Origin of the sequence: Sphingoaurantiacus capsulatus (assembly GCF_042648405.1) — a bacterium.
Classification (GTDB): Bacteria; Pseudomonadota; Alphaproteobacteria; order Sphingomonadales; family Sphingomonadaceae; genus Sphingoaurantiacus; species Sphingoaurantiacus capsulatus.
Genome location: NZ_JBHRXV010000010.1, coordinates 272,885 through 286,078, shown reverse-complemented (window position 1 = coordinate 286,078; position 13,194 = coordinate 272,885). Strand labels below are relative to the sequence as shown.

Sequence of the window (13,194 nt, the reverse complement as noted above, 5' to 3'; positions counted from 1 at the left end):
CGTGCCGCTCGCCGTCGCGCTTGGCGATCCTTCGGGGATCGGCCCGGAGATCGTCGCCAAGGCCTGGGACGCGCGGAATGAAATCGCGCTGCCGCCGTTCTTCGCGGTCGGCAACCAGACCAGCCTCGAGCGGGTGTGGGGCGGCCCGATCCGGTTGATCGGTACGCCGTCGGAAGCGATCGAGACCTTCCGCGACGCGCTGCCGCTGATTCAGGTCGACGACCCCGGCGCGATCGTGCCGGGCGAGCCCAATCTGCCGGGCGCGCGCTGCGCGCTCGACAGCCTCGAGATCGCCGTCGGCCTGACGCGCAGCGGCGCGTCGAGCGCGCTGGTCACCGGGCCGGTATCGAAGTCGCAGCTCTACGCCATCGGCTTCAGCCACCCCGGCCAGACCGAGTTCATCGCCGAGCGCTGCGGCATCGCCTACGAGAATACCGCGATGATGCTGGCGGGGCCGACGTTGCGCACCGTGCCGGTGACCCTGCACATGCCGCTGATCGAGGCGGCGACCAAGCTGACCACCGACCTGATCATTTCCCGCGCGCGCACCGTCTGGCGCGGGCTGCAGCGCGATTTCGGCATCGAGGCGCCGCGCCTCGCCGTCGCCGGCTTCAACCCGCACGCGGGCGAGGGCGGTGCGCTCGGCATGGAAGAGATCGAGATCATCGCGCCGGCGATCGAGGCGTTGCGTGCCGAAGGCATCGACGCGGTCGGCCCCCTCCCCGCTGACTCGATGTTCCACGAGCGGGCGCGCGCCGACTATGACGCCGCGATCTGCATGTATCACGATCAGGCGCTGATCCCGCTGAAGGCGATCCATTTCGACGAGGGCGTCAACATGACGCTCGGCCTGCCGATCGTGCGCACCGCCCCCGACCACGGCACCGCCTTCGGCATCGCCGGCGCGGGCATCGCCCGGCCCGACGCCATGATCGCCGCGATCCGCATGGCGGCCGAGTGCGCGGAGCGCCGCGCCGCGCGCGAGGCGTGACCAGCGAGATTTCGAAGCTGCCGCCGCTGCGCGAGGTGATCGCGCGGCACGGCCTCAACGCCAAGAAATCGCTCGGCCAGAATTTCCTGCTCGACCTGAACCTGCTCGACCGCATCGCACGGGTGCCGGGCCCGCTCGACGGCGCCGCCGTCTATGAAGTCGGCCCCGGCCCCGGCGGTCTCACCCGCGCGCTGCTGAAGGCCGGCGCGCGCGTCACCGCTGTCGAGCGCGACGACCGCGCGATGCCCGCGCTTGCCGAGCTGGGCGAAGCGGCGCCGGGGCGGCTGCGCGTCGTCGCCGAGGATGCGATGGCGATCGACGAGGCGGCGCTGATCGGTGAGCCGGCGCATATCGCGTCGAACCTTCCCTACAATATCGGCACCGCGCTGCTGGTGCGCTGGCTGACCCTGGAGAAATGGCCGCCCTGGTGGCTGAGCCTGACGCTGATGTTCCAGAAGGAAGTGGCGCAGCGCATTGTCGCGCAGCCGGGCACCGACGCCTATGGCCGGCTGGCGGTGCTGGCGCAGTGGCGGTCGAAACCGCGCATCGCGCTCGATCTGCCGCCGCAAGCGTTCACGCCGCCGCCCAAGGTATCCTCAGCTGTGGTGCATATCGTGCCCGCGGAGCCGCTGCGCGACATCCCGGCGTCGGCGTTGGGGGCGGTGACGGCAGCAGCGTTCGGCCAGCGGCGCAAGATGCTGCGCGCGAGCCTCAAGTCGCTGCCGGGTGCACTCGACGCGCTGGCGGCTTGCGAGATCGACGGCGAACGCCGCGCCGAGACGCTCTCGGTCGCGGAATTCGTCGATCTTGCCGCCGCCTGGACGGCGGCTAAGCGCTAGTTCTTCTGAGCGGGCGTCGGCGCCGGAGTCGCCGCCGCGGTCTGCGCACCGGTCGGGGCCGCCGCGATGGCGGTCGCCAGCTTGCGCGCCTCGGCACAGTCGGTCTTGCAGAGCTGGCGGATGCGATCGAGGTTCGCCTGCGCGCGCGCCTTTGCGCCCCGCTGGGCGAGCGCGGTGCCCTGCCCCTCGAGCGCGGTCAGGTCGTTCGGGTCGAGCTGCAGCGCCTCGCGGTAATATTTCACCGCGCTGCCGTGGAGGCCCTGCGCCTGCATGGCGCGAGCGATGCCGACATAGGCGTTGCGGTTCTTCGGATCGATGGCGAGCGCGGTTTCGAAGTCGCCGACGGCGGCCTGCGCCTGGCCCTTGCCCAGCGCCTCGAAGCCCGCCTGCATGAAGCTGATCGACGCCGGCTTGATCACGTCGTCGGCCGGAACCGCCGCCATCGCCGTACCCGCCAGCATCACCGCCGAAACACCGGCCACCAACCACTTGGAACGCATGTGGATCCCTCCGCGAATACTCGTCGTCTGACTACGTATCAGATAGGGGTTAACCCCCCAATGAAAAAGCCGTCGGTGCCGTGGCGGGCGGGCGACAGAACAGCGCGGCCCACCGCATCCTGTTCAGTCGGCAGAGAAAAAGGCGCGGCCTGCCAGTTCGGATTGGCCTTCAGGAAGCCGTCGATCTGCGCGTCGCCTTCCTCGGGCAGCAGCGAGCAGACGACATAAACCAGCCGCCCGCCGGGCTTGACCAGCGCCGCGCCGATCTCGAGCAGCCGCGCCTGAAGCGCGGTCAGCCGCGTCAGCCGCTCGGGCGTCAGCCGCCAGCGCGCTTCCGGGTTGCGCCGCCAGGTGCCGGTGCCCGAACAGGGCGCGTCGACCAGCACCACGTCGGCGCGGCGGATATAGTCGGCGAGCTTTTCCAGCTCCTTGCCGGGATCGAGCAGCAAGGTTTCGATCACGGCCGCCCCGGCGCGATCGGCGCGCGGCGTCAGGCGCTGGAGCCGGTCGCGGTTGGTGTCGGCGGCGATCAGCTTGCCGTCGTTGCCCATCGTTGCCGCCATCGCCAGCGACTTGCCGCCGGCGCCGGCGCACAGGTCGATCACCAGCATCCCGGGCGCGACCTGGGTAGCAAGGCAGGCGATCTGGCTGCCCTCGTCCTGCACCTCGACGGCGCCGCCGATGAAAGGCGCGCTCTGTTCGACGTTGAACGGTTCGGAGGCGCGCAGGCCGTTGGGCGCGTAGGGCGTCGGCGTGACCGGCACCGGCCATTCGAACGGATCCTCGCGCGTCGCCATCAGGCGATTGACGCGCAGGTCGAGCGGCGCGCGACCGATCAGCGCCGCCAGTTCCCGGTCGGTGTCCTTGCCGAAGCGCTGGCGCATCCGGGCGGCCAGCCAGGTCGGGGCCAGCCCCTTCTTGGCGACCGCTTCATACGCGTGGATGGCGGCGGGCGCATGGCCGTCCGTGCCGAACAATGTCAGCAGATCGGGCGCGCGCGCCTTCGCATAGCCGATCATCGCGGCGCGGCCGCTCAGCGGGCGTTCGCCCAGCGTGCGGATGGCGTCGAACACCAGCTCGCGCACCGCGCGGCGGTCCTTCGATCCAGCGTAGCGGCGGTCCTTGAAATAGCGGGCGATGAGCGTGTCGGCAGCGGCGCCCTCGTCGCGCGCCGCGGCGATCACCGCATCCAGGATCTCGATCGCAGCGGCGAGGCGCGCGGCGGGGGTCACCGGGTCGGGTAATTCGGAGCTTCGCGGGTGATCGTCACGTCATGGACGTGGCTTTCGCGAAGGCCGGCACCGGTGATGCGGACGAAATTGGCGCGCTGCTGCAGCTCGGTAATGGTGCGCGAGCCGGTGTAGCCCATCGCCGCCTTCACGCCGCCGACCAGCTGGTGGAGCACGTCGCGGGCATGGCCCTTGTAGGCGACCTGCCCTTCGATGCCTTCGGGCACGAGCTTCATCTGGTCCTTGATGTCCTGCTGGAAATAGCGGTCGGCCGAGCCGCGCGCCATCGCGCCGACCGAGCCCATGCCGCGGTAGGATTTATAGGCGCGGCCCTGATACAGGAACGTCTCGCCCGGCGCTTCCTCGGTACCGGCGAGCAGCGAGCCCACCATCACCGCCGCCGCACCGCCCGCGAGTGCCTTCGCGACATCGCCCGAGGTGCGTAGCCCACCGTCGGCGATCACCGACACGCCCGACTTCGCGGCTTCCTCCGCCGAATCCATCACCGCGGTCAGCTGCGGCACGCCGACACCTGCCACCACGCGCGTGGTGCAGATCGAGCCCGGGCCGATGCCGACCTTGATGGCGTCGGCGCCGGCGTCGATCAGCGCGCGGGTCGCCTCGGCGGTGGCGACGTTGCCCGCCATCACTTGCACGCTGTTCGACAGGCGCTTGATGCGCTCGACGGCGCGCAGCACGTCGCGGTTGTGGCCGTGCGCGGTGTCGACGACGATCAAATCGCATTCGGCGTCGATCAGCGCTTCCGAGCGCTCATAGCCCTTGTCGCCGACGGTGGTCGCGGCGGCGACGCGCAGCCGGCCGGCCGAATCCTTGGTGGCGTTCGGGTAGGTGACGGCCTTTTCCATGTCCTTCACCGTGACGAGACCGACGCAGCGATAGGCTTCGTCGACCACCAGCAGCTTCTCGATCCGGCGCTGGTGGAGCAGCCGCTTCGCTTCTTCCTGGCCGACGCCGGTCTGGACGGTCGCGAGATTGTCGCGCGTCATCAGTTCGGACACCGGCTGGTCGGGATTGGCGGCAAAGCGCACGTCGCGGTTGGTGAGGATGCCGATCAGCTTGCCCGGCTGGCCGGCCGGCGACGGCTCAACGACCGGAATGCCGCTGATCTTGTGGCGCTGCATCAGCTCGAGCGCCTCAGCGAGCGTCTGGTTCGCCAGCATGGTGACCGGGTTCACCACCATGCCGCTTTCGTAGCGCTTCACCTGGCGGACGGCGAGCGCCTGCTCCTCCACGGTCAAATTGCGGTGGAGCACGCCGATGCCGCCCATCTGCGCCATGACGATCGCCATGTCCGCCTCGGTGACGGTGTCCATCGCCGACGACAGCACGGGGATGTTGAGCGCGATTTCGCGGGTGAGGCGCGTCGAGGTGTCCGCCATGCTCGGCAGCACCTCGGATTCGGCGGGCACAAGCAGGACATCGTCGAAGGTCAAACCCAGGCGAATATCCATCTAGCGCTCCCGGCCGAAATCTTGGAGCGCCGCTCTATACGATGCGTTTTACGCTCTGGCTACCGCTGCTTCGCGCGGGCTTCGGCGTAGGGCGTTCCGCCCTTCCACTGCGGCCGGCCGCGGTCGTTGGCGAGGCTGAGGCCGACGCGATATGCCAGCTCGATGTCGGCCGCCGCCGCGGTGAAATCCATGCCCGGCGCGTAATTGTCAGTCGGCTTGTGGTAGCGCTCGGCGAAATATCTGTCTGTCGCGACCTTCGATCCGGGCGCGAAGATGCTGGTGGCGATCAGCACCGGCACGCCCGCCTTCGCCAGCGGATAATGGTCGGAGCGCTGGAAGAAGCCCGCGCTCGCCTCGCTGGCGATCACCTGGCGGCCCTGCGATTTCGCGGCCGCGGCGATGATCTTGTCCATGCCGGGCGACAGCCCTTGCCCGAGCACCACCACGTCGGCGGGCGTGCCGGCCGAGATGGTATCGGCGCCGAGACCACCGACGATCTGCTTCAACGGTACTGACGGATGGTCCGCGAAATATTCGCCGCCCATCAGCCCGCCTTCCTCCGCCGTGGTGGCGAGGAACAGGATCGAGCGGTCGGGGCGCTTGCCCGCGGCGAAGGCGCGGCCGAGCTCGATCAGCCCGCCGATGCCGCTCGCATTGTCGCTGGCGCCGTTGCAGATCGGGTCGGGCCCGCCGGGATCGCAGATGCCGAGATGATCCCAGTGGGCGAGGAACAGCACATGCTCATCGGGCCGCCTGGCGCCGGGCAGCAATCCGACGACATTCTTCGAGGCGAAGCGGCGAACGCCGCCCTCCAGCTTGACGCTGGCGCGGCTGCCGAGCGGGACGGCGCGGAAGCCCGGTTGCCCGGCGGCCGCGGCCAGCGCGGCAAACTCATGGCCGCTCGCGGCGAACAGCCGGTCGCCGGCGGCGTGGCGGAGGCGACCGTCAACGACGGGGCCGCTCGCCTTGCCTTCCAGCTGCAAGTCGCGGTGCTTTGCCGCCTTCACCTGCGTGTCCCATTGCTCGTCGGTGATACCGCGCGCGAGGATGACGATGGCGCCGGCCGCGCCACGGCTCGTCGCCGCCTCGACCTTCTCCGCCGACGACGAGGCCGTGCCTTTGAGCGCCTCGGGCACGCCGCCGAGCATGATGACTGTGCGGCCCTTCAGGTCGACGCCGGCGAAATCGTCCCAACCGCGATCGGGAAGCGTCAGGCCGTGGCCAGCAAAGACGATCTCCGACTTGTCGAGCCCCGCGCCGGCCTGCGCCCGCGCATTATAGAGAAGCGCGTCTTCGCCCCATTCGAACGCCGCGCCGCCCTTGCCGCCGGTGATGGTCAGCACCGCCTTCTCGCTGGGCAGCACCTCGATCAGCGGTACGTTCTGGAACCAACTCCCGCGATGGCCGGGCTGGAGACCCGCGGCCTTCATCGCCTCGACGATATAGGCGACGGTCTTCTCCTCGCCCGCCGTTCCCGGCGAGCGGCCTTCGTAGGCGTCCGACGCCAGCACCGCGACATGGCGCTCGATGGCGGCGGGTTCGATCGCGACCTGGGTCGGGGCGACGCGCGGCGCGCAGCTCGCCGCCAGAAGCAGCGCAAGGGAAAGGGAAAATCGGGTCAGCATAAGCGAGACCATAGTCCGCCCCGGACGAACGCGAAAGCGGCTGGCATCAACTGTGTTGTTGTGTTACTACACCAATAACGCAGGGAGCAGAATATGATCGAAAAAGCCGATCTCGACGCGGCGATCGCCGCCAATGTGATGAGCGAAGCGCAAGGTGCCGCGCTCACCGAGTTCGTCCGCCAGCGCCATCAAGTGGCGATGGGCGCCGACGAGGAGCACATCCGCTTCATCACCAGCTTCAACGACATCTTCGTCACGATCGCGGCGGTGCTGCTGCTGGTGGCAGTCGGCGCGCTCGGCCAGCGGGTCGACACCTGGTTCTCGGCGCTCGGCGTCGCGGTCGCGGCCTGGGGCCTTGCCGAATATTTCACCCGCCAGCGCAAGATGGCGCTGCCCAGCATCCTCCTTCTGCTCGCCTTCGTCGGTGGCGTGTTCGTGACGCTCGGCGCGGCCATCGTGAAGATCACCGGCGTCGACAACGTCCAGCCCGATACGCCGCAGGGCGCCGTCTATCTCGGCATCGCCGGGGCGGGCGCGGTGGCGGCGGCGATCGCCCACTGGCGGCGCTTCCAGGTGCCGATCACCGTCGCGGCGGGGGCCGCGGCGCTGTCGGCGATCGCCTTCGCCATCGTCGCGTCGATCATGGGTGAGGACCGCAACGCGCTGCTGACCGCCGTGTCGCTGTCGGGCGTCGGCGTGTTCGTCGTCGCGATGCGCTACGACATGTCCGACCGCCAGCGCGTGACGCGCCGCACCGACATCGCCTTCTGGCTGCACCTGCTCGCCGCGCCGATGATCATCCACCCGCTGGTGGTGATGTTCGGCGTCAATGGCCCCGGCATGGCGGCGGCGGAAGCGGTGGCGATCGTTGCGGTCTACCTGATCATCACCGTAGTCGCGCTCGCCATCGACCGGCGCGCGTTGCTGGTGTCGGGCCTCGCCTATATGATCTTCGCGCTGCAGACGCTGTTCAAGGAAACGGGCGACGTCGACCTCGGCTTCGCGCTGACCTGCCTCGTCATCGGCCTGTTCCTGGTGACCTTGAGCGCCGCGTGGCAGCGCATCCGGGCGGTGGTGATGCCGCTGGTGCCGCGCGACCTCGCCGAGCGGCTGCCGGTGGTCGCCTAACCGCGTACCAGCCTTTTGATCTGTCGCCCCGGCGGCAGGTTGGTGACGAGCCGCCAGAGCGAACGCGTTGGCGGCTCGCCGCTTTTCAGGGCCATAGCGGTGGCGCGCAGCGCCGGTCCCCACGCACGCGCCAAGACAAGGCCGGTGGCGGCTTCGGCATAGCGACGGCGGCGGATTTCGCGCTGCTCGGCCGGGGTCAGCCGGTCGGCGAATAGCGCCAGATGGCGTTCGTGCATCGCCAGCACCGGCAGGATGTCGGCGGCGCGCGGCAGCTTGGTGAGGCTGCCCGGCGCATCATGATAGCGGACCAGCGAGCGGTGAACGTAGGCGACCGGTCCCTGCCCGGCCAGCCGCACGAACAGCTTCTGGTCATAGCCAGTGCGCATCGACGCATCGACGCCGCCGTCCGCCAGCGCCAGATCACGCCGCACCAGCGCGGAGGACTGCAGGATCGCCGAATCGACGAGCAGATTGCGCCAGAACTCCGCCCCCTCATGCGGGAACGGCGTCACGCCATAGTCCAACGCCGGTTGCCCCTCACGGTCGATGAAGGTGAAGCCCGTGGCGACGATGCTCGCCTGCGGCTCGGCGACCAGTGCGTCGACCTGCGCCGCCAGCTTTTCCGGCAGCCATTCGTCGTCGGCGTCGAGGAAGGCGACCCAGTCGTTCGCCGCCGCCTCCAGCCCGCTTTGCAGCGCCGCTGCCCCCCCGCGATTGGCGGCGTGGCGGACGATCCGGGGCTTCAGCGGGTGCGCTTCGGCGATGGCCGCGGTGGCGTCGGTACTGGCGTCATCGACGACGATCACCTCGGCGGGCGCCACCGTCTGCGCCGCGATCGAATCAAGCGCACGCGCGATCGTCGGCGCGGCATTCCAGGCCGCCATCACGACGCTGATCGGCGCCCTCTCCATCGCGTCCCTCCAAGGCGTAAAATGCTGGCAATCGCTGCCCCGAACTCCTACATGACAGCCACGCGATAATTCCAGAACAGCTTAGGATTTCTCCACCCCGTGGACGTGACCCAGACGCCGCCGACGGACCCGTCGGATATCCGCCCGATCTCGATCGTCGACGAGATGAAGACGAGCTACCTCGATTACGCGATGAGCGTGATCGTGGCGCGCGCGCTTCCCGACGTGCGTGACGGCCTGAAGCCCGTCCATCGCCGCATTCTCTATTCGGCCTACGAAAGCGGCTATTCGCACAACAAGCCGTTCCGCAAGTCGGCGCGCATCGTCGGTGACGTGATGGGTAAATACCATCCGCACGGCGATTCCGCGATCTACGACGCCCTGGCGCGCATGGCGCAGGACTGGTCGCTTCGCGTTCCGCTGATCGACGGCCAGGGCAATTTCGGCTCGATGGATCCCGATCCGCCCGCGGCGATGCGCTACACCGAAGCGCGCCTGCGGCGCATCGCCGACGAGGCGCTGCTCGAGGATCTCGACAAGGACACGGTCGACTTCACCCCGAACTATGACGGGTCGGAGCGCGAGCCGTCGGTGCTGCCGGCGCGTTTCCCCAATTTGCTGGTCAACGGCGCGGGCGGCATCGCCGTCGGCATGGCGACCAACATTCCGCCGCACAATCTCGGCGAAGTGCTGAACGCCTGCCGCGCCTATCTCGACAATCCGGCAATCGATGTCGAAGGGCTGATGCAGCACGTCCCGGCCCCCGACTTCCCGACCGGCGCGCAGCTGTTCGGCCAGGCCGGCCTGCGCCAGGCCTACCAGACCGGCCGCGGCAGCGTGATGATGCGCGCCCGCGCCACCGTCGAGGAAAGCCGCGGCGAGAAGCGCCAGATCGTGCTGACCGAAATCCCCTTCCAGGTCGGCAAGTCGGGCCTCGTCGAGAAGATCGCCGAGGCGGTGAAGGACAAGCGCATCGAAGGCGTCTCGGACATCCGCGACGAATCGAACCGCGAGGGCGTCCGCATCGTCATCGAGTTGAAGCGCGACGCCACCGCCGATGTCGTGCTGAACCAAGTCTATCGCTACACGCCGGCGCAGAGCAGTTTCGCGTTCAACATGCTGGCGATCCGCGGCGGCCGCCCGGAACTGCTCAACCTGCGCGACATAATCGAAAGCTTCGTGAAGTTCCGCGAGGAAGTGATCACCCGGCGGTCGAAATTCGAGCTGGCGAAGGCGCGCGACCGCGCCCATCTGCTGCTCGGCCTGTCGATCGCGGTGTCAAACCTCGACGAGGTCGTCCGCATCATCCGATCGAGCCCGACGCCCGCCGATGCGCGCGCCACGCTCATCGCGCGCGAATGGCCGATCGAGCAGATCAAGCCCTACCTCGAGCTGGTCGAGGCGATCGCGCATGAGGACCAGGGCGACGTCTATCGCCTGTCCGATGCGCAGGTTCGCGCCATCCTCGATCTTCGCCTCTCGAAGCTCACCGCGCTCGGCCGCGACGAGATTTCCGAGGAGCTGAAAGAACTCGCGGCGAGCATCGAGGAACTGCTCGAGATTCTGCGTAACCGCGTCCGCCTCTATGAGGTGATGCGCGCCGAGTTCGACGAGGTTTCCGCCGCCTACGTCACGCCGCGCCGCACCGAGGTGACGGCGAATTACGACGACATCGACGACGAGGATCTGATCGAGCGGCTCGAGATGGTCGTGACCGTCACGATGGGCGGCTACATCAAGCGCACCCCGCTCGACGCCTTCCGCACCCAGGCGCGCGGCGGCAAGGGCCGCTCGGGCATGGCGACCAAGGACGAGGACGCCGTCACCAGCCTGTTCGTCACCTCGACGCACACGCCGGTGCTGTTCTTCTCGACGCTCGGCAAGGTCTACCGCAAGAAGGTCTGGCGCCTGCCCGAGGGCGGTCCGGCGACGCGCGGCCGGCCGATGGTCAATCTGCTGCCGCTGGCCGAGGGCGAGACCATCGCCACCGTTCTCACCCTCCCCGAGGATGAGGCGGAGTGGGGCAAACTGCACATCATGTTTGCCACCGCGCACGGCACCGTGCGCCGCAACAGCATGGATGCCTTCACCAACATTCCGTCGAACGGCAAGATCGCCATGCGCTTCGGCACCGACGAGGAAGGCGACGCTTCCGACCGCCTGATCGGCGTGTCGCTGCTGACCGAGGAGGACGACGTCCTGCTCGCGACGCGGAACGGCAAGGCGATCCGCTTCGCCTCCACCGACGTGCGCGAATTCCAGAGCCGCACCTCGGCGGGTGTGCGCGGCGCCAAGCTGCTGGGCGACGACGAGGTCATCTCGATGTCGATCCTCAACGGCTTCGAGGCTTCGCCCGAACAGCGAGAGGCCTATCTGAAGGCCGCGCCGTGGAAGGAAGGAGAGCGCGAAAGCGACCTGTCGGCCGACCGCATCGCCGAATTCGCCGCCGCCGAACAGTTCATCCTGACCGTCTGCGCCAACGGCTATGGCAAGCGCAGCTCGGCCTATGAGTATCGCCGCACCAACCGCGGCGGCCAGGGCATCACCAACATCGACAACCTCGATCGCAACGGCCCGGTGGTGGCCAGCTTCCCCGCCGACGCCGCCGACGAGCTGATGCTGGTGACCGACCAGGCCAAGCTGATCCGCCTGAAGGTCGGCAGCACCCGCGTCATCGGCCGCAATTCGGCCGGCGTCCGCCTGTTCAATGTCGCGGACAACGAGCATGTCGTCTCCGCCGCGAAGATCGGCGACCAGGGCGAGGACGGCGACGTCGAGGAAGGCAGCGAGACGACGGAAGCGACGGCCTGAACGCCGTCGCCCGCCTTCGCAGCAAACCTACTCCGAGGATCAAGGGCTCCATAAACCGGTAAAGCTTTGGCGGCAGCGCTTACGACGTTGCCGCCGACGCATCCCACGACCGGCAAGGAAGCCAATCGACCTGCATCAGGCTGCGTTCACCCCTAGGGGCGAATGCGGGTGACGTTGCGCGACGATCATGTCCGGGCCGGTCCATCCATGATGGAGGACGACATGGCCTGGAACGACCTTCCCCCGAGGCTCGCGAACAACGCCAAGACAACGCTGACTGAGTCGTTGGCTGCCACCAACGATATCCAACTTGATGTGAATGACAGTGCAGGCTTTCCTGAATATCCATTCTACGTAACCCTGAGCCATCCCGATGTTTCCGGCACCGAAATCGTGCGGATAACCTATGGCGTTTCTTCTACCAGTTGGTGGGGTGACCGCGGTGTCGAAGGGACGACGCCTATCGCGTGGCCCATCGGGACAACGGTCGAACTCTCCTTTACCGCTGAAGCTCTCACCAAACTCGCCGAGTTGGGCGGCATTTGCTTTGACCCGAGGAATGCTGTCTCCGTGCCGGAGGAACCGGAACGCCAGTGGGTCGTCTTTGCCGGAAACGATAGCATCGGACGGCCGGTGCTTCGCCTAGCCTCTTCTCTACTGAAACCTCTTGCTTGGCACGCCACGCTCGAATGGATCGAGGATATCTCCCCGGCCCTCCTCCACCTGGGGTATCAGCGCACCGATGTCGCCAATCTCATTTTCAACCAGAACGACGATGTCAGGGAAGTCGGTCACGCGCTGACTTGGGACGAAAACGGCGATGTCGTCACGGCACCGTTCCCGAATCAGGCGAGTCCCGTCATCGATGTCCAAACGTTCTCGGCGGACGGCATCTGGACCAAACCCGATAACGCAAAAACCACTCATATCGTGTGCATCGGCGGCGGCGGTGGCGGTGGCGGCGCCGGGCGGCGCGCCGGCGGATCGGCCGGAAGGTCGGGCGCCGGCGGCGGCGGCGGCGGCGGATACTCCGAACTCAAGATCAGCGCCGCTCTTCTTGGAGGCACCGAAGCCATCACGGTCGGCTCTGCAGGCGCTGGTGGCCTTCCAACGGTTGCGGACAACGGCTTCGGCAATCCCGGCACCGCGGGCACGTCTTCGTCGTTCGGCAATTGGGTTGCAGCGACGGGCGGCACTGGCGGCCAAGCGTCAGGTACCGGCATCGCCGGCCTGGCCGGAATCGGCTTGCAAGCCGGTGGCGCTGGTGGCGCTGGCGCGAATACCTCCGGTGGGAACGGCTACCGCTCGATGGCCGGCGGCTCGGGCGGTGGCGGCGGAGGTGGCCAAACCACTCCCGATGTCGCGGGTGCCGGCGGCGCCGGCGGCGGCGATCCCACGTTGTCGTCCGCTCTGACGAGCAGCGGTGGTGGCGGCGCTGGCGGCGCAGTAGCCACCAGCGGTGCCAACGCAACGGCGCGGAGCAATGGCGACCCTAGGGGTGGCAATGGCGGCGGCGGTGGCGGTTCGGGCTTCGGCGCCAACGCTGGCGTCGGCGGTGACGGCGCCTTCCCCGGCGGCGGCGGCGGCGGCGGCGGCTTGGCCGAGAACGGCTTTGCCGCGGGCGGCGGCGGTGACGGCGCGCCGGGCACCGTTATCGTCGTTACCGTTTGCGGCGATCCCGCCTAGCG

Annotated in this window: 10 protein-coding genes; 5 read left to right on the top strand and 5 right to left on the bottom strand. The window is 68.3% G+C overall.

The genetic code is table 11. From position 1 onward, the window contains the following. Position 1: 1 nt before the first annotated feature. Both pdxA and rsmA read left to right on the top strand, forming a co-directional pair. The gene (gene pdxA, locus ACFOMD_RS12035) at positions 2 to 991 is read left to right on the top strand and encodes a 4-hydroxythreonine-4-phosphate dehydrogenase PdxA (RefSeq protein WP_380861661.1); all 990 of its coding nucleotides are present in this window, start codon (positions 2 to 4) and stop codon (positions 989 to 991) included. Then, positions 988 to 1,830, top strand: a complete 843-nt coding sequence (rsmA, locus tag ACFOMD_RS12030; protein WP_380861659.1) for a 16S rRNA (adenine(1518)-N(6)/adenine(1519)-N(6))-dimethyltransferase RsmA — start codon at positions 988 to 990, stop codon at positions 1,828 to 1,830. The genes pdxA and rsmA overlap by 4 nt, the downstream gene beginning before the upstream one ends. Here the strand turns inward: rsmA and ACFOMD_RS12025 are convergent. The 4 genes from ACFOMD_RS12025 to ACFOMD_RS12010 are packed head-to-tail and all read right to left on the bottom strand — an operon-like array spanning position 1,827 to position 6,656. Further along, the gene (locus tag ACFOMD_RS12025; RefSeq protein ID WP_380861657.1) at positions 1,827 to 2,330 is read right to left on the bottom strand and encodes a tetratricopeptide repeat protein; all 504 of its coding nucleotides are present in this window, start codon (positions 2,328 to 2,330) and stop codon (positions 1,827 to 1,829) included. The genes rsmA and ACFOMD_RS12025 overlap by 4 nt on opposite strands. Before the next feature lie 38 nt (positions 2,331 to 2,368). After that, positions 2,369 to 3,562 (bottom strand): RsmB/NOP family class I SAM-dependent RNA methyltransferase, encoded by a 1,194-nt coding sequence (locus ACFOMD_RS12020; RefSeq protein ID WP_380861655.1) that lies wholly within the window; start codon positions 3,560 to 3,562, stop codon positions 2,369 to 2,371. Beyond that, positions 3,559 to 5,031 (bottom strand): IMP dehydrogenase, encoded by a 1,473-nt coding sequence (gene guaB / locus ACFOMD_RS12015; protein ID WP_380861653.1) that lies wholly within the window; start codon positions 5,029 to 5,031, stop codon positions 3,559 to 3,561. The genes ACFOMD_RS12020 and guaB overlap by 4 nt, the downstream gene beginning before the upstream one ends. Positions 5,032 to 5,090: 59 nt before the next feature. After that, positions 5,091 to 6,656 carry a M28 family peptidase gene (locus tag ACFOMD_RS12010; RefSeq protein WP_380861651.1) on the bottom strand — a complete coding sequence of 522 codons (1,566 nt, stop codon included), beginning with the start codon at positions 6,654 to 6,656 and terminating at the stop codon, positions 5,091 to 5,093. 93 nt (positions 6,657 to 6,749) lie between these two features. On the opposite strand from ACFOMD_RS12010, the gene ACFOMD_RS12005 reads away from it, so the two are divergent. Beyond that, entirely contained in the window at positions 6,750 to 7,784 is a 1,035-nt protein-coding gene (locus ACFOMD_RS12005; protein WP_380861649.1) for a hypothetical protein, read from the top strand. Here ACFOMD_RS12005 and ACFOMD_RS12000 read toward each other — a convergent pair. Further along, positions 7,781 to 8,695 (bottom strand): glycosyltransferase family 2 protein, encoded by a 915-nt coding sequence (locus ACFOMD_RS12000; RefSeq protein WP_380861647.1) that lies wholly within the window; start codon positions 8,693 to 8,695, stop codon positions 7,781 to 7,783. The genes ACFOMD_RS12005 and ACFOMD_RS12000 overlap by 4 nt on opposite strands. Positions 8,696 to 8,800: 105 nt before the next feature. Here ACFOMD_RS12000 and gyrA point away from each other — a divergent pair, with 105 nt between their 5' ends. Together gyrA and ACFOMD_RS11990 are read left to right on the top strand one after the other, a co-directional pair. After that, positions 8,801 to 11,506, top strand: a complete 2,706-nt coding sequence (gene gyrA / locus ACFOMD_RS11995; protein ID WP_380861710.1) for a DNA gyrase subunit A — start codon at positions 8,801 to 8,803, stop codon at positions 11,504 to 11,506. Positions 11,507 to 11,680: 174 nt separating this feature from the next. Further along, positions 11,681 to 13,192: a hypothetical protein gene (locus tag ACFOMD_RS11990; protein ID WP_380861645.1), complete on the top strand. Its 1,512-nt coding sequence runs from the start codon at positions 11,681 to 11,683 to the stop codon at positions 13,190 to 13,192. Positions 13,193 to 13,194: the final 2 nt, after the last annotated feature.